Origin of the sequence: Knoellia sinensis KCTC 19936 (assembly GCF_000768705.1) — a bacterium.
Lineage (GTDB): Bacteria > Actinomycetota > Actinomycetes > Actinomycetales > Dermatophilaceae > Knoellia > Knoellia sinensis.
The window spans coordinates 404987-420549 of the sequence record NZ_AVPJ01000001.1 but is presented as its reverse complement, the minus strand read 5'-3'; the positions used below and the strand labels follow the sequence as shown (position 1 = coordinate 420549).

General features: G+C 67.6%; 17 protein-coding genes. 13 read left to right on the top strand and 4 right to left on the bottom strand.

Features of this window, described 5'->3' with window-relative positions:
* From N802_RS01985 to N802_RS01975, 3 genes are read left to right on the top strand one after another with little or no spacing between them, the layout of a single operon-like run.
* Entirely contained in the window at window positions 1-390 is a 390-nt protein-coding gene (locus N802_RS01985; RefSeq protein WP_035911318.1) for a TadE/TadG family type IV pilus assembly protein, read from the top strand.
* Window positions 387-839 (top strand): pilus assembly protein TadE, encoded by a 453-nt coding sequence (locus N802_RS01980; RefSeq protein ID WP_035911314.1) that lies wholly within the window; start codon window positions 387-389, stop codon window positions 837-839. The genes N802_RS01985 and N802_RS01980 overlap by 4 nt, the downstream gene beginning before the upstream one ends.
* Entirely contained in the window at window positions 836-1315 is a 480-nt protein-coding gene (locus N802_RS01975; RefSeq protein WP_156971235.1) for a pilus assembly protein TadG-related protein, read from the top strand. Before N802_RS01980 ends, N802_RS01975 begins: the two co-directional genes overlap by 4 nt.
* Before the next feature lie 79 nt (window positions 1316-1394).
* On the opposite strand, the gene N802_RS01970 is transcribed toward N802_RS01975, so the two are convergent.
* A complete protein-coding gene (locus tag N802_RS01970; protein ID WP_035911311.1) occupies window positions 1395-2240 on the bottom strand; it encodes a zinc metalloprotease in 846 nt (281 codons plus the stop codon).
* Window positions 2241-2400: 160 nt separating this feature from the next.
* Here N802_RS01970 and N802_RS01965 point away from each other — a divergent pair, with 160 nt between their 5' ends.
* The 5 genes from N802_RS01965 to N802_RS01945 all read left to right on the top strand — a co-directional run bounded on the left by N802_RS01965 (window position 2401) and on the right by N802_RS01945 (window position 6948).
* Entirely contained in the window at window positions 2401-3081 is a 681-nt protein-coding gene (locus N802_RS01965; protein ID WP_084071776.1) for a Pr6Pr family membrane protein, read from the top strand.
* Window positions 3082-3261: 180 nt separating this feature from the next.
* The gene (locus N802_RS01960; protein ID WP_035911308.1) at window positions 3262-3675 is read left to right on the top strand and encodes a hypothetical protein; all 414 of its coding nucleotides are present in this window, start codon (window positions 3262-3264) and stop codon (window positions 3673-3675) included.
* Window positions 3676-3791: 116 nt separating this feature from the next.
* Window positions 3792-4904, top strand: a complete 1113-nt coding sequence (gene prfB, locus N802_RS01955; RefSeq protein ID WP_035911305.1) for a peptide chain release factor 2 — start codon at window positions 3792-3794, stop codon at window positions 4902-4904.
* A gap of 35 nt (window positions 4905-4939) precedes the next feature.
* Entirely contained in the window at window positions 4940-5428 is a 489-nt protein-coding gene (locus N802_RS01950; RefSeq protein WP_035911301.1) for a TY-Chap domain-containing protein, read from the top strand.
* A 119-nt stretch (window positions 5429-5547) separates the two neighbouring features.
* The gene (locus N802_RS01945) at window positions 5548-6948 is read left to right on the top strand and encodes a 3-hydroxybutyrate oligomer hydrolase family protein (protein ID WP_035911299.1); all 1401 of its coding nucleotides are present in this window, start codon (window positions 5548-5550) and stop codon (window positions 6946-6948) included.
* 93 nt (window positions 6949-7041) lie between these two features.
* Here N802_RS01945 and N802_RS01940 read toward each other — a convergent pair whose 3' ends face one another.
* Both N802_RS01940 and N802_RS19240 read right to left on the bottom strand, forming a co-directional pair.
* Window positions 7042-8604: an MDR family MFS transporter gene (locus tag N802_RS01940; RefSeq protein ID WP_035911296.1), complete on the bottom strand. Its 1563-nt coding sequence runs from the start codon at window positions 8602-8604 to the stop codon at window positions 7042-7044.
* A complete protein-coding gene (locus N802_RS19240) occupies window positions 8597-9151 on the bottom strand; it encodes a MarR family winged helix-turn-helix transcriptional regulator (RefSeq protein ID WP_052109304.1) in 555 nt (184 codons plus the stop codon). Before N802_RS19240 ends, N802_RS01940 begins: the two co-directional genes overlap by 8 nt.
* Window positions 9152-9360: 209 nt before the next feature.
* Between N802_RS19240 and ftsE the strand changes: the two genes are divergently transcribed.
* The 5 genes from ftsE (at window position 9361) to N802_RS01910 (ending at window position 15189) form a co-directional block, all read left to right on the top strand.
* Complete coding sequence (gene ftsE / locus N802_RS01930; protein WP_245613794.1) at window positions 9361-10185, top strand: cell division ATP-binding protein FtsE; 825 nt, start codon at window positions 9361-9363, stop codon at window positions 10183-10185.
* A complete protein-coding gene (gene ftsX, locus N802_RS01925) occupies window positions 10182-11087 on the top strand; it encodes a permease-like cell division protein FtsX (protein ID WP_035911294.1) in 906 nt (301 codons plus the stop codon). Before ftsE ends, ftsX begins: the two co-directional genes overlap by 4 nt.
* A gap of 262 nt (window positions 11088-11349) precedes the next feature.
* Window positions 11350-12642, top strand: a complete 1293-nt coding sequence (locus tag N802_RS01920) for a M23 family metallopeptidase (protein ID WP_169743377.1) — start codon at window positions 11350-11352, stop codon at window positions 12640-12642.
* Between the two features lie 84 nt (window positions 12643-12726).
* The gene (gene smpB, locus N802_RS01915; RefSeq protein WP_156971233.1) at window positions 12727-13224 is read left to right on the top strand and encodes an SsrA-binding protein SmpB; all 498 of its coding nucleotides are present in this window, start codon (window positions 12727-12729) and stop codon (window positions 13222-13224) included.
* Window positions 13225-13227: 3 nt separating this feature from the next.
* Window positions 13228-15189: a DUF2207 domain-containing protein gene (locus N802_RS01910; protein WP_245613793.1), complete on the top strand. Its 1962-nt coding sequence runs from the start codon at window positions 13228-13230 to the stop codon at window positions 15187-15189.
* 154 nt (window positions 15190-15343) lie between these two features.
* On the opposite strand, the gene N802_RS01905 is transcribed toward N802_RS01910, so the two are convergent.
* The gene (locus tag N802_RS01905; RefSeq protein WP_035911284.1) at window positions 15344-15517 is read right to left on the bottom strand and encodes a CsbD family protein; all 174 of its coding nucleotides are present in this window, start codon (window positions 15515-15517) and stop codon (window positions 15344-15346) included.
* Window positions 15518-15563: the final 46 nt, after the last annotated feature.

Sequence of the window (15563 nt, the reverse complement as noted above, 5' to 3'; positions counted from 1 at the left end):
GTGGCCGCGCTCGTCCGCAGGGGCGAGCGCGGGTCGGCCGTGGCGGAGTTCGTCATGGTCTCGGGGCTGGTCGTGTTCCTGTTCATGGCCGTGCTCCAGCTCGGGCTCGTCCTGCACATCCGCAACACGCTCATCTCGTGTGCGAGCGAGGGTGCGCGCCTGGGGGCCCGCGCGGACGCCGAGCCGGGCATGGGTGCGGTGCGCGCACGCGAGCTCATCACCGCGTCCCTGGCTGATGACTATGCGGAGCACGTCACGGTGGGCACGGGTCTCGTCGGCGGAGTGCAGGTCGTCGAGGTGCGCGTCCGGGCGCCGTTCCCCGTCCTCGGGCTGATCGGACCGGATGGCCAGCTCGACATCAGCGGGCGCGCGTTCCTGGAGCGCCAATGACGTGGCGTGACCGCGTGGCCCGCGCCCGGGGTGAGCAGGGGAGCGCCCTTGTCGAGTTCGTCTTCCTCGGTGTGCTCCTCCTCGTCCCGCTCGTCTATCTCGTGATGGCCCTGGCCCGGATCCAAGCCGGTTCGTATGCCGTGACGACCGCCGCGCGCGAGGCCGGACGTGCGTTCGTGACGGCGGAAGCAGGGGAGGACGCAGCCGCTCGGGCCCGCGCGGGAGCCGACGTCGCCTTTGACGACCAAGGGTTCGGCGGCATGGGTTCGCTGGAGATCTCGTGCTCCACGTCGCCCTGCCTCACGCCGGACGCGAGGGTCGAGACGACGGCCAGCGTCACCGTGCCCCTGCCGTTGATCCCGGCGTTCGCCCGCGAGGTCGTCCCCCTCGAGATCCCGCTCACCGCGAGTCACCTCTCGACCGTGGATCGATTCCGGGGCACGCCGTGAGTGCCGAATCCACGGTTGGTCGAATTCGGCTGGGGCGCAACCCTGTTCAGCGGGACGAGCAGGGGCGGGTCATGCTCCTCATCCTCGTCTTCTCCATGGTCTGCACCCTGCTCGTCACGGGTGTCATCGCGGTGACCTCTGTGCACCTGTCGCGCATGAAGCTCCTCGACGTTGCGGACGGAGCAGCACTGGCGGCCGCCAACGCCCTCGACGAGGGCGCCTACGCGGCAGGGGTGGGGGACTCCGTCCCGCTGAGCAACGAGACGGTCCGACGGACAGCGGTGGACTACGTGTCGACGCGGCCGATGCCGGGCGGCCTGTCGGCCTGGGGCCTGGGTGAGGGCACCGGCACACCCGACGGGGAGCTTGCCGTCGTCCGCATGTCCGGGCGGGCCGAAGTGCCCTTCATCGGGTGGCTGATCGGCAACGGTGTCACCGTCAACGTCGTGTCCCGTGCCCGGGCCGACCTCGAATAGGCCCGAGTCGCCCGGACAGACCACAGCGGGCCCAGGCCATGAGGCCGGGCCCGCTGTCGCGTGCGAGGGGGAGGTCAGGTCACTGGCCGTAGAGTGCCGCGGCGCCCTGACCATCGGTTTGGGTCATCGAGAGATTGCTCGAGGATCCGTTGCACTGGGGGTAGTGCATGATCGACGCGCTGTCGTAGGCCGTCAGCGGGCGCCAGTTGTTGTCCTCGAAGCAGGTGCCGGACTCCGGGCGCGTGTGCTCGTGCCGGAACCCGAGCGTGTGACCGAGCTCGTGACCCATGATGTTGGTCGGCGTCCAGGAGCCAGAGCTCCAGATGGAGTCGTCGACGAGGATGTTGCGCTTCCTCGTGCTCGGGAAGAAGGCGCGGGCGATGTACTGAGACGTCTGCACGGGCTCGACGGAGAACGTCACGCTCCGGTTGCTGGTGGTGCAGTTGCCGTCCTGGCTCGGAACGTGGACGTAGTCGATGGCTGAGCTCGCGCCCTCCCACAGACCCGCGCCGCCGGCCATCGCGGCCACCACGTCGTCGTGGCGTGCGCCGAACGCGGTGCTGACACAGTAGGTCAGGTTGCCCACCTGCGACTGCGACCAGCGATCGTCCTTGCCGCCCTTGATGGTTTTGACGATGAGGCTCGTGTCGTCGGTCTTCACGGGCTTGGGGTTGACCATGGAGTTGTAGAACTGGTTGAGACCACCCCACGACTCCTCGACCTCGTCACCGTTGACGATGAACTGGCCGTCGGTGTCCTGGAAGGTGGAGTCGGCGAACTCCTGGAACGTGGGGACGGTGTAGCCGGGGTTGGCGGCGGCATCGTCCGCAGCGAGGGGGGCAGCGGCGGCGGTGGACATGGCGGTGCCGAGTGCAACCGCGACGGCCATGGTGATGACCATCGCGCGTGAGCGAGTGGAACGCATGTGGCGGTCTCCTGGGTGTCGACGTGAAGGCCCCCGGCAGGTGACGGGAGGCCATGGGTCAACTAGGGCTGCGGTGGCCCGCCAGTCATCAGGTGAATCTCCAAGGTTTGGTAAAGAAAATGGACGTCCGTCCAGGCGTCCCACCCGCGATGATGGGCGGGTGAACACGCAGCGGCTGGCGCGCACTTGGCACCTCCTGACGGCCCTCGTGACGTGGGTGGCCCTGCTCCTGCAACTCGTGCTCGTGATCAGGGGTGGCAGGGTTCTCGACGACGTGACCCCTCCGGACCTCGGCACGAGGCTGGTCCGTTTCGTCTCCTACTTCACGGTCCTGTCCAACCTGCTCGTCGCCCTGACGACCACCACGCTGGCTCTGGGCCAGGAGCGCTACCCGACGTGGTGGAAGGTCCTGCGGCTCAACGCCGTCGTCGCCATCGCGGTCACCGGCATCGTCCACTGGTTCCTCCTGCGGCCGCTGCTCGACCTGCACGGCGCGGATGCGGTCGCCGACAAACTCCTTCACCTCGTCGTGCCGGCGCTCGCCGTCATCGGGTGGGCCGTCTTCGGGCCGCGCGGGCAGGCCCACCGCAGCCTCCTGCTGTCATCGCTGATCTTCCCTGTTGGCTGGCTCGCCTACACGCTCGTGCGTGGCGCCGCCGTCGACTGGTACCCGTACCCGTTCCTCGACGTGAGCCTGCACGGGTACGCGGGCACCCTCGCTGCGTGCGCCGGTGTCGCCGTCCTCCTCCTGACCCTCACCTGGGCCGCAACGCGCATCGACCGACTTCTCCCCGGCGTGAAGGACGACGCCGAGGAGCGGCGGCCGGTCCGCGCGAGGTGAGCGGCCGGCATACCCAGCGCGTGTCTTGATCACGGCGGGACCATTCGCATGACCCGGAATGACTGCTTTTGGTCATTCGAACGTGTCGAGTCTCCGTCAGGAGAACACTTCGCGGGCAGGAGCCCTACCGCAACCGGTGACGTTCCGTTGCCACGGTGGCGCTTCGGAAGGGGAACCGACATGCACCGTTTCACGTCGCGCCTCGGCGCCTCCGTCGCGATGGCCGCCGCAATCGGCCTCGCCACCGCCACCACGGCAGCAGCCCACGAGTGCTTCAACGCCAGCCGCTCCGCACAGGGCAACCTCAAGGCTGGCTCGAACTCCAACGCCTGGTTCACCATCGTCGTGGCCGACGAAATCGCCGCGGAGGTGGAGGCCGGCCTCTACGACGCTGCGACCGGGGAATGCGTGCTGGCTGCCTACGAGGCAACCGGTTCCCCGTCGTCGTTCACCGTCAAGATCCGGGGCGGCGGCAAGGATGGGGTCGTCGGCGGCCACAACAACACTGCCAACCACAAGGGCATCGACCACGTCTTCGCCGCCCATGGAGCGCAGATCGGCGGCGCCTACGCCAGCTGCGGCGTCGAGTTCTGAGCCGACCCACTCCGTAGCCAGACGATCGGTCGGTATGCCGCCGGGTCGCCGTGCGCGACCCGGCGGCTCGCGCGGGTGGTGAGCGGACGGCATACGGGCACGTAGTCTTTGCTCTTGTGGCAACCGACTTCCAGCAAGAGATCAAGGACCTGCGCACGACGATGACGTCCGTGCGTGACGTCACCGACCTGTCGGCGTTGCAGGCGCAGATCGACGACCTCGAGAGTCAGGCGGCCGCTCCCGATCTCTGGGACGACCAGGAGAAGGCACAGGCCGTGACGTCCGCGCTGTCTCGAGCCAAGGCGGAGCACGAACGCGTCACCGGCATGGATGCCCGCGTCGATGATCTCGAGGTGCTCGTCGAGATGGGCCAGGAGGAAAACGACGCGGAGACCCTCGCCGAGGCCGAGAAGGAACTCGTGGCCGTTAAGAAGGCCGTCGGCGAGCTCGAGGTCCGCACCCTGCTCAGTGGTGAATATGACGAGCGCGCCGCCGTCGTGACGATCCGCGCAGGCGCCGGTGGCGTCGACGCCGCGGACTTCGCCGAGATGCTCATGCGCATGTATCTCCGCTGGGCCGAGCGCCACGGCTACCCGACCAAGGTCATGGACACGTCCTACGCCGAGGAGGCGGGCCTCAAGTCCGCGACCTTCGAGGTCAACGTGCCCTACGCCTACGGCAACCTCTCGGTCGAGGGCGGCACCCACCGCCTCGTCCGCATCAGCCCCTTCGACAACCAGGGCCGCCGCCAGACGAGCTTCGCCGCCGTCGAGGTCATCCCGCTCATCGAGGGCACGGACAGCATCGAGATCCCCGAGAACGACCTCAAGATCGATGTCTTCCGCTCGTCCGGCCCCGGTGGTCAGTCGGTCAACACGACCGACTCGGCCGTCCGCATGACGCACATCCCCACGGGGACCGTCGTTTCGATGCAGAACGAGAAGTCGCAGATCCAGAACCGTGCGGCGGCGCTGCGCGTCATGCAGTCGCGGCTCCTCCTGCTCAAGCGCGCCGAGGAAGCTGCCGAGCGCAAGGAACTCGCCGGCGACGTCAAGGCGAGCTGGGGCGACCAGATGCGCTCCTACGTCCTCAACCCCTACCAGATGGTCAAGGACCTCCGGACCGAGTTCGAGACCGGCAACCCGACCGCCGTCTTCGACGGTGACATCGACGGCTTCATCGAGGCCGGTATCCGCTGGCAGATCGCCGAGCGCAAGGCCGAGGACTGAGTTCCCTTCCGGGACAACGAGATTCGAGACAAGCCATGACGTATGCCGTGGAGCCACCACCCGGCGGTCCGCTGGACTGGCGTGCATGGTCCAGTGATCTCGCGATCCGCATCCGCTCGCTGTCCGAGGGCGACTCGGTCACGGTCTCGGTTCCCGAACGGTCGCGGCCCCACCTGGTTCGCAAGGCCCGGGCCTTCGGGTTGGTGCCAGCGCGCTATGAGGACGTGGCGCCCTGGGTGCGCGTGCGACGTGACGAGCGCCATGCGGTGGTGGAACTCGTCGGCAGCGAGGAGTTCGGGGGTGTCTACTTCTTCACCGAACCGGAGGAGGAGGCGCTCGACGAGCTGGGATGGCGCCGACCCGGTCCGATCTCGCTGGAGGAGCGGGTCTGGAACCGGTGGTTCCCGGACGACGTGACGGAGACGGCCTACCTCTCCCTGGACGACTCCCACGCTGCCGCGGACCTCGTCATGGTCACCCTGCGCGACGTCATGTATCCCGGCGAAGGTCCAGCTGTCGGCTGAGCGCCGACCACGATTCACGCTGACATCACCTGCCGCGCAGCACCACATCACACGGTGGCGGCGGGGGAGTGGTTCCGCGACACATGGGAGAAGCGCTCTGTCACGGGAATGCTGCCCCCATGCGCCCGACAAAGACGTCTCCTCGCACGGTCCTCGCGACCCTGACCGCCCTCGCCGCGACTGCCGCCCTCGTGGTGACCGCGCCACCCGCCACGGCCGACAAGGCCACTGACAAGCCCGGAGGTGGGCACTGCGCCCGCCAGGCCAAGGCCCAGGTGCCGGGCGCCGAAATGCAGAAGGTCGCCTGCCTCGACGACCTCACCACGGCCGGCACCGTGGCTTCCGGTCACACGAAGCCCGGCGACTATGCCGGTCTCGTCACGCCCGGCACGGTCAACCCCACCGGTGTGCCCGGTATCCAGATCGACGGCTACTTCCCCGACACCTCCACGACGAACGTCAACAACGGCTGGAACCACGACAGCCAGTTCGTCATCCGCATCCCGGACAACTGGAACGGCGGCCTCGTCGTCACCGGCGCCCCGGGCAACCGCACCCAGTACGCCAACGACCAGGTGTGGTCGGACTTCGTCCTCGGCCAGGGCTACGCGTTCGCGAGCACCGACAAGGGCAACGTCGGCCTGAACTTCTGGGACGACGGCTCCGAGCCGGGCGGCAGTGTGGCCGAGTGGCACTCCCGAGTCACTGAGCTGACGATCGCCTCCAAGAAGGTGCTGCAGAAGGTCAAGGCCAAGAAGCCGTCCCGCACCTGGATGGCCGGCATCTCCAATGGCGGCTACCTCGTCCGCTGGCAGCTCGAGAACCGCCCCGACCTCTACGACGGCGGACTCGACTGGGAAGGCACGTTGCTGCGCGGCGACGGCCCGAACCTGCTCACCTACCTCCCCGCTGCGCTCAAGAACTACCCCGCCCACGCTGCAGGGGACGCCGCGGCCCACGACGCCATCATCGCGGCCGGCTTCGAACCCGGCAGCGAGTTCCTGTGGCCCTTCCACCACCAGGTGTACTGGGACCTCACCCAGCGGATCTACCGCGAGGAGTTCGACCCCGAGTTCGACGGTGACACCAAGGCGGGAACGCCCTACTGCACCAGCGGAACTCCTCAGTGCGACGCGGACTACGACTACGACAGCCGCCCGGATGAGGTGAAGGAGGCGATGCGTTCGGTCGAGCTCACCGGTGACATCAAGCGCCCGCTGATCTCGCTGCAGGGCGACATGGACACGCTCCTTCCGATCAAGCACACCCAGGAGGCGTACTCCGCTCTGATCGCCGACGAGGGCAAGACCGACATGCACCGCGCCTACCGCGTCGTCGGAGGCACCCACACGGACGCACTGGTTCCGCTCTTCCCGAACCAGCTCCGATCGACCCTGCCCTGCGCCCGCGCCGGCTTCGACGCCCTCACGGCCTGGGTCGAGGACGGAACGGCCCCTCCGGCCAGCACCACCGTGCCTCGTCCGGCCTCGGGTGACCTGGTCAACACCTGCACCCTCTGACCGAAACGACCCATTGCCCGTTTGGGCCTTCCGCAGGCAGCGAACGTCCTGCGGAAGGTGCCCAAACGGGCAATGAGTCGTCTGCGGGGCTGGTCAGTCGATGGGCTGCTCGAGGCCCAGTGGGTCCTTCTCGTCGTGCTTGGCCACCGTCGTCCGCAGCTCGGTGGGTGGCATGAGGGCCACTGCGATGAGCGTCACGACCGTCACGGCGGCGGCGATGACGAAGATGTAGCCGGTGCTGTCGCCGTAGGCGTGCCGGACGATCTCGAGGACTGGCGCGGGCAGTGAATCCAGGTCGAGATTGCTGCCCCCACCATCGGCCGGCACCGGCAGGCCTTTGGCCTGCAGGCCAGTGGCGATGTGGTCGCTCACGCGGGTGGCGAGGATGGCCCCGAGCACTGCCATGCCGACCGTGCCGCCGAGTGAGCGGAAGAAGCTCACGACACCGCTCGCGGTGCCGATGTCGCGGACGTCGACGGTGTTCTGGACGACGAGCACGAGGTTCTGCATGAGCGTGCCCTGTCCCAGTCCCATGAGGATCATGTAGGCCGACAGGTGCCAGATCGGCGTCGTGTGGTCGGTGAAGCCCATGAGGCCGAGGCCCACGATGAGGATCACGGTGCCCACCAGCATGTAGGGCTTCCACACCCCGGTTCGCGTGATGAGCATCCCCGAGGCGGTTGCGCCGATCATGCTGCCGAGGATGAGCGGCAGCATGAGGAGGCCGGCGTCAGTGGGGGAGAAGCCCTGCGCCACCTGGAAGAACTGACTGAGGAAGACCGACGTCCCGAACTGGGCGATGCCCACGGCGATACTCCCGATGATGGCCAGGCTGGTCGTCCTCTCGAAGAGGATCCTGCCCGGGATCAGCGGCTCCGGGTGGCGTCGCTCGACGAGGACGAGAGCCACGACGGCGAGGGCGGACGGGACGAGGAAAGCCGCGGTCTCTGCCGAGATCCAGTCGTAGCGGTCCCCGGCGAAGGAGACCCAGATGAGCGGCAGGCTCGCCGCGAGGGAGATGAGGATGGCCCCCCACCAGTCGATCCGGGCGTCACGTCGGTGGTGCTCGAGGTGGAGGAACCTCTGGAGCATGCCGAGGCCGACCAGCGAAATCGGCACGGCGGCCCAGAAGCACCAGCGCCAGCCGACGCTGTCGACGAGGAGGCCTCCCATGAGCGGTCCGGAGACCGTCGCGACAGCCATGGTGGCCGCCATGTAGCCGGTGTAGCGACCACGCTCGCGCGGCGGGATGATCGAGCCGATGATGGCCTGCGACAGCGCCATGAGCCCGCCGACGCCGACGCCCTGGAGGCCGCGGGCAGCGAGGAGTTGTGGCACGTTCTGCGAGAAGCCGGCGGCGAGGGCGCCGAGCAGGAAGAGCACTCCGGAGATCTGGACGAGCAACTTCTTGTCGAACAGGTCGGACAGCTTGGACCAGATGGGGCTCGTCACCGTGAGGGCCAGGAGGGTCGTCGTGACGACCCACGTGTAGGAGGTCTGGCTGCCGCCCAGGTCACCGATGATCGTCGGTAGCGCAGTGCTGACGATGGTGGAACTGACCATGGCCACGAAGAGCATCGAGAGCAACCCGATGAGGACCTCCAGAACCTCCCTGTGACTGAGGTCGGGTTCCTTGAAGGTGGTGCGGTCAGCCATGGAGGTCCTTGGAGTCGTCGCCACCGAGGGTGCTGTCCGTGCTGGGGGACGAAGCGCGATGGTGGGCCGGGTGGGGGTTGGTCGCGGGGGTGCCGCCGAGGGCGAGCACGATGTGGTCGGAGATCTCGTCGAGGAGGGCCGCAGCTTCGGTTGCCTTCGCGGTGTCCCAGTCGGTGAACTGCTCCCGCAGAGCGGCCACGTAGGCCGTTCGCAGTGCCAGCAGCCGGGCCTTGCCTTCCGGAGAGAGCGAGATGAGCTCCGCGCGACCGTCGGCTGGGTCCTTGCGTCGAATGACGAGGCCGTCTCCGGCAAGGGAGACGAGTTGCCGGCTCACGACGGAGGCGCCGACATGCAGCCGGTCGGCGATGAACCCCGGACGGCAGTCCCCGTGGTCGGAGAGCACGGTGAGGATCGTGATGTCGGTGCGCTTGAGTCCGCCCGGGAGCTGGACCCAGAGGTGCGAGGTGGAGCGCAACGAGCGGGTCAGTCGGAAGAGGCTGCTGCTGAACTCTTCGAACGCCTCGCCGCCGACCATCTCCTTGACCATGTCAACTATTCAACACTCCATTGCTTGCATCAAGCAACTTCATCTGCCGGCCCGTCGTGTCCGGACACGTGGGTGGTCATGGCGTCACAGGTGAGGTCCAAGCCCCAGGGCGCACACACGCCGGTCCGGTGGGTTTGCGCGCGCCCCACAGCCCCGGAACCTATGCTCGACACGCATCCGCCCCCGAGCCCGAAGGCCCGACCCAGCGCATGATTCGCTTCGACAACGTTTCCAAGGTCTACCCGAGGTCCACCCGTCCAGCGCTCTCTGACGTCAACGTCAACGTCGAGCGCGGCGAGTTCCTCTTCATCGTGGGTCCGTCAGGCTCGGGCAAGTCCACGATGCTCCGCCTCGCCCTGCGCGAAGAGCGCGCCACGACCGGGAAGGTCCTCGTGGCAGGTCAGGACCTCAGCACGCTCTCGACGCGCAAGGTGCCGCGGTTCCGCCGGGAGATCGGCGCGGTCTTCCAGGACTTCCGGCTGCTGCCGGGCAAGACAGTCGACCAGAACGTGGCCTTCGCCCTTCAGGTCATCGGGAAGCCCGCCTCGGCCATCCGTCAGCTCGTCCCCGAGACCCTCGAGATGGTGGGCCTCGAGGGCAAGGGCAAGCGCCTTCCGCACCAGTTGTCCGGTGGTGAGCAACAGCGGGTCGCGATCGCAAGGGCCGTCGTGAACAAGCCGCAGATCCTGCTCTGCGACGAACCCACCGGCAACCTCGACCCCAAGATCAGCCTCGACATCGTCCACTTGCTCGACCGGATCAACCGGGCAGGTACCACCGTGGTCATGGCCACCCACGACGCCGACACCGTCAACGACCTCCGCCACCGCGTCGTCCAGCTCGACGAGGGCCGTGTCGTGCGCGACGAGGAGCACGCGACCTACATGCCCCGGGTGGAGGCCGGGGGCGCCGGAACCTCACCGGCGTCGGGCGGTTCGTCCAACGCTGACGACCCGCACGCGGTCGAGGACATCGAGGGCATCGAGCAGATCGGGGACCTCGATCCCGAGCGCTTCGGGGGTGAGGACCGATGAAGGCGCGATTCATCGCCGGTGAGGTCTGGTCAGGACTGCGTCGCAACCTGTCGATGGCCCTCTCGGTCGTCCTCGTGACGATGGTGTCGATGTTCCTCCTGGGTCTGGGGCTGCTCGCCCAGCGTCAGGCCGACACGATGAAGGGCTACTGGTACGACCGCATCCAGGTGTCGATCTACCTGTGCACGGACGACTCGAACACTCCCAACTGCCAGGGTCTGGCCGCCACGGAGGCGCAGAAGCAGAGCATCGAGTCCCAGCTCAGGGCCATGCCCGAGGTCAAGCAGGTCTTCCACGAGTCCGAGGCGCAGGCCTTCGAGCGCTTCAAGGAGCAGTTCCGCAACAGCCCGATCACGGGCAACGTGCAGTTGGGAGACATCCCGCAGAGCTTCCGCGTCCAACTCGACGATCCCTCGAAGTTCGGGGTCGTGACGTCCCAGTTCGAGCGGGCGCCGGGCGTGGCCAGCGTCCAGGACCAGGAGAGAGTCCTCAAACGGTTCTTCCAGATCATCAACTGGATCACCGGGTTCTCCGTGGTCCTCGCCGCCCTCATGGTCATCTGCGCCACCCTGCTCATGGCCACGACGATCCGACAAGCGGCCTTCATCAGACGCAGAGAAATCGGGATCATGCGTCTCGTGGGCGCCTCGAACTGGACGATCCGGATGCCGTTCATCATCGAGATGCTCGTGGTGGCCACGCTCGGCGTGGCGCTGGCAGTGGGCATGCTCTGGGTGGGGCTCCGCCTGATCTTCAACGCCGGCTTCAACCAGGTCGTGCTCAACAAGGCGCTCATCGGGGCCAATGACGTCTGGGCCCTCACGCCATGGCTCTTCGGTGGGGTCATCCTCATAGCCGCCCTGACGAGTCTGGTCACCCTGCGCCGGTACCTCCGGGTCTGATCGTGTGCTCTTGACCCCAAACCCCTTGCGCTCGAAGGCCGGTCAGGCAAGATGGTCGGATTCTCGGCGCGCTGCGGTCGCGCACAGTGACGTTCTCGGCCCGCGGAACGGCTGCCAGGTTTTGCAATTCACCGGCGCGGAAGGTTCCCAACGGAGGTGACTCGTGTTACCAATGGTGACTATGTGGCGAACCCCTGCGCCCCGAACTGCCTCTGCACGCCGAGTCGTCGGCTTCGCGGCGGTCATCGCGGCCTCCGTCGCCATGACGTCTCCGGTGGCCGCTCGCTCCAGCGCTGACCCCGACCCGAACCAGCAGAAACGCAAGGTCGACTCCCAGATCGACCAGTTGCGTGAGGATCTGCTAGACACCAACGCAGACCTCGCCAACGCCTTCATCGCGCTGAAGACGACGCAGGGCAAGCTGCCGGGCGCCCAGGCGGCACTCGGCCGCGCCGAGGCCGCCGCATCTCGGGCCCAGACAGCCAACGCCATCGCCGCTCAGGAACTCGAGGTCGCCGAGGCGAACGAGGTCAAGGCGCAGGACGAACTGGCCGCCACGAGCAAGGAGATCAGCGACAGTCGCGGGGAGGTGGCGCAGTTCGCAGCGCAGATCTACCAAGAGCAGGGGTTCGGCGAGTTCGACATGGCGATGACCTCGACCACGCCGCAGCAGTTCGCCGACCGCATCGCGCTCATCGGAACGGTCATGGACCTCCAGGGCCAGTCGATGGTCAAGCTCGCGACGGCCAAAGCGAGCCAGACAGCGCAGGAGGACCTCCTGTCGGCCCTGCGAGTCGACTCCGAGAAGGCCAAGCGCAAGGCAGAGTCCACCCTCGCCGCCGCCACGAAGGCCCGAGACGACGCCACGGCCGCCAAGAACGCCCTCGACGCACTGGCCGCCCAGCAGACGCGTGAGGCAGCGACCGTCAAGGCGCAGTCCGAGGCCGAGACCAAGCGTCTCAACGAGATGCAGGCCGAGTCCACGCGACTCGGAGCGGTCATCAAGGCGCGCGCCGCCGAGGCCCTGCGTCGGGCCAAGATCGCCGCCGCCGCCAACGCTCGGGCCAAGGCCGCAGCTGCTGCGCGCGCCGCCAAGCAGAGCGCGACGAGCAGCAAGTCCAGCCCCAAGCGGGGTCGGACCAGCAGTGGTGGCTCAAGCGGCGGACCTCTCAGTCCGCCGACCACGGCCGGGTGGATCAGCTCCGAGTACGGAATGCGCCTGCACCCCAACGACCGGGTGTGGCGCCTGCACAGCGGACGTGACTACGCCGCCCCCTGCGGCACTCCCATTCGGGCCGCTGCCCCAGGGACCGTCATCGAGTCCACCTACCGAGGGGGCTACGGCAACCGCGTCGTGGTCGACCACGGCGTCATCGGCGGCGTCCACCTCACGACGACCTACAACCACCTTCAGCGCATCCGGACGCAGAGTGGGCGCGTCGCGCGCGGCACGATCGTCGGCTACGAGGGCAGCACCGGCAACTCCAGCGGGTGCCACCTCCACTTCGAGGTCTATGAGGACGGCTCGTTCGTGGACCCCCGCCGCTACCTCTGAGCCACCCACCGCGAGGGGCGCGCCGCAAAGGCAGGCGCGCAGACGGCATACGCTGCAGTAGCGTGTCGCACTGAACTCGAGGAGGTGATCGGCGTGGCCAAGACCGCTGCCAAGAAGAAGAATGACGATGGTCGCAAGCTCGTCGCGAGCAATCGCAAGGCGCGCCACGACTATCTCATCGAGGACACGTTCGAGGCCGGCCTCGTCCTCATGGGCACCGAGGTCAAGGCCCTCCGCATGGGCCGTGCCAGCCTCGTCGACGGCTGGGCCAGCTTCAGTGGCGACGAGCTCTACCTCGAGGGCGTCCACATCCCGGAATACGTCTCGGGCACGTGGACCAACCACACGCCGCGGCGACGTCGCAAGCTCCTGCTGCACCGCAAGGAGCTCGACCGGATCATGCACAAGACGCGCGAGAGCGGCCACACGATCGTCCCCTTGCAGCTGTACTTCAAGGACGGGCGCGCCAAGGTCGAGATCGCCATCGCGAAGGGCAAGAAGGAGTACGACAAGCGTCACGCGCTACGTGAACGCCAGGATCGTCGTGAAGCCGAGCGCGAGCTCGGCGCGAACAGGGGGTAGTCCGTGACGGGTCGGCTGCGGTTCTGGATGCTGGGTTTCCTTGCCCTTCTGTGCATCGGTATGCCGGCCGGCGCGGCTCTCGCGTCACCGTCCAGTGCGTCACCGGCCTCGTTGGTCGGCTTCCTGCCCATGGACGACGACGCGGCCGCCTTCAACGTCGCGTATGCCGTGCAGGCCGACGGGTCGATGAAGGTCACGCAGCGCATTCGATGGGACTTCCCGGACGGCGAGGAGCGCCACGGCATCTTCCGAACGATCCAGACGCGGGCCGGCTATCAGGACTCCACGACGCAGTACCGCCACTACGAGCTCAGTGACGTCGAGGTGACTTCGCCGACGGGAGCGCCGACGGACACGGACATCTCGGACTTCGGTGCCTACGCCAACGTGCGCATCGGCAGCCCGGACGAGACCGTCTCCGGCGTCCACGAGTACGTCCTGTCCTACTCCCTCGCCCACGTCATCAACGACGTCGGCGACGGGACTGCCGAGCTCTACTACAACCACATCGACACGTCGAACGAGTACACCTACCGCAGTGTCAGCGCAGACGTCACCGGTCCGGTGCCGGCGACCCAAGTGGCCTGCTACTACGGCGCCGCGCGCGAGAACACCACGTGCACCGGCACAGCAGGTGCCACCTCGAAGTTCACGATCCCGGACATCAGCCCCGGCCAGGGCGCGACCATCGTCGTCTCATGGCCCCGCGACGCCTTCGACGACCTCACGCCGGACCTGCGCGAGACGGGGTCGGGCGGGAGCTACGGGGGAGGCTACGACCCCGGACCGTCCCTGTCCGACACCCAGGCGAAGTATCTCGGTGCCGCCCTGACCGGAGGTGGCGTCCTGCTGCCGCTGCTCGCCGGAGGGCTCATGGGCCTCCTCGTGTGGACGCGTGGTCGGGACGAGGTCTATGCCGGGCTGACGCCGGGCCTGTCACCGGGCGCCGGTGAGACGGCTCCCGTCGTGCGTGGCAAGGCACCCACGGTGGCGGTCCAGTTCAACCCACCGCCGGGCGTCCAGCCGGGCATGGTGGGCACGATCATGGACGAGGACGCCGACGTCGTCGACGTCACCGCGACTCTCATCGACCTGGCCGTCCGCGGGCACCTGACGATCACGAACGAGGAACGTGGGCGCTTCCGGAACGACGACTGGATCCTGCGCCGCACGACACCCACCGCTGACGCGGCGGCATTGGCGCCCTACGAACAACGACTCCTCGACGGCGTGTTTGCCTCTGCCGACGAGACCCGGCTCTCGGCGCTCAAGAACACCTTCGCCGGCACCCTGAAGCAGGTGCAGGGGATGATGTACACCGAGGCCGTGCAACGTCACTGGTTCCGGCGCTCACCCAACGCCCAGCGCGGAGCGTGGCAGGCCTTCGGCGTCGGCCTTGCCATCGTGGGAGTCGTCATCTCCTTCTTCCTCTCCGCCTTCGTGGGAGGACTGGCCGGCCCGATCGGCGGCACCGTGCTGATCTTCGGGGTCGGCGCAGTCGTGGCGGGCCTCATCATCGTCTGGCTCGGCCGGCACATGGCCTCGCGCACGGCCGAAGGCAGCGCCGTCCTCGCCCAGTCCAGGGGCTTCGAGCAATACATCGCCACAGCCGAGGCCAACCAGATCCGCTGGGAGGAGGCGCAGGACATCTTCAGCAAGTTCCTGCCCTACGCGATCGTCTTCGGGCTCGCCGATCGGTGGGCCGAGGTCTTCGAGGACGTCGCGGCCGCCGCTGCTGCCGCCGGACATGCGATCGCACCGCCGGTCTGGTACATCGGGCCAATGACCGGATGGAACTTCGGCAACGTCGCCTCGAGCATGGATTCGTTCTCGACCCAGGCGGCCGGGACGTTCGTCTCGACACCCGGCTCGTCCGGTGGGTCGGGACTGGGAGGCGGGGGGTTCTCCGGCGGCGGTGGGTTCTCCGGTGGTGGTGGAGGCGGCGGAGGCGGCGGCTCTTGGTAGTCGCTCCGCACGCGCGAAGTCGTGAATATCGCGACGCGCGCTCAGTTGCTCCTTCGTCGCAAACGCACGCATCACGATATTCACGACTTCCCTGAGCGCCCAACCAAAGGCCGGTCACCTCTCTCGGTGACCGGCCTTCGGGTCTGCCGGGGTGTCAGTTGTTGAAGGCGTCCTTGGCCTTCTCGGCGGCCTGCTTGATGTCGGCCTCGCTCTGGTCGAGGCGGCCTTCGGCCTCGAGACGCTCGTCGTCCTTGGCCTTGCCGGCGGCTTCCTTCGCCTTGCCGACCGCGTCGTCCTTCATGTTGTCGATCTTGTCTCCGATACCCATGGTGAAACTCCTGGTGGTTGCGGAAGGGATCTGCATCTCGGGAAGC

What these genes read in the sequence shown, in the direction of transcription:
- N802_RS01980 (WP_035911314.1), top strand. Translation starts at nt 387, where the DNA reads ATGACGTGGCGTGACCGCGTGGCCCGCGCCCGGGGTGAGCAGGGGAGC.
- N802_RS01945 (WP_035911299.1), top strand. Translation starts at nt 5,548, where the DNA reads ATGCGCCCGACAAAGACGTCTCCTCGCACGGTCCTCGCGACCCTGACC.
- N802_RS19240 (WP_052109304.1), bottom strand. Translation starts at nt 9,151, where the DNA reads ATGGTCAAGGAGATGGTCGGCGGCGAGGCGTTCGAAGAGTTCAGCAGC.
- N802_RS01920 (WP_169743377.1), top strand. Translation starts at nt 11,350, where the DNA reads ATGACGTCTCCGGTGGCCGCTCGCTCCAGCGCTGACCCCGACCCGAAC.
- N802_RS01960 (WP_035911308.1), top strand. Translation starts at nt 3,262, where the DNA reads ATGCACCGTTTCACGTCGCGCCTCGGCGCCTCCGTCGCGATGGCCGCC.
- N802_RS01940 (WP_035911296.1), bottom strand. Translation starts at nt 8,604, where the DNA reads ATGGCTGACCGCACCACCTTCAAGGAACCCGACCTCAGTCACAGGGAG.
- N802_RS01950 (WP_035911301.1), top strand. Translation starts at nt 4,940, where the DNA reads ATGACGTATGCCGTGGAGCCACCACCCGGCGGTCCGCTGGACTGGCGT.
- N802_RS01970 (WP_035911311.1), bottom strand. Translation starts at nt 2,240, where the DNA reads ATGCGTTCCACTCGCTCACGCGCGATGGTCATCACCATGGCCGTCGCG.
- ftsE (WP_245613794.1), top strand. Translation starts at nt 9,361, where the DNA reads ATGATTCGCTTCGACAACGTTTCCAAGGTCTACCCGAGGTCCACCCGT.
- ftsX (WP_035911294.1), top strand. Translation starts at nt 10,182, where the DNA reads ATGAAGGCGCGATTCATCGCCGGTGAGGTCTGGTCAGGACTGCGTCGC.
- N802_RS01905 (WP_035911284.1), bottom strand. Translation starts at nt 15,517, where the DNA reads ATGGGTATCGGAGACAAGATCGACAACATGAAGGACGACGCGGTCGGC.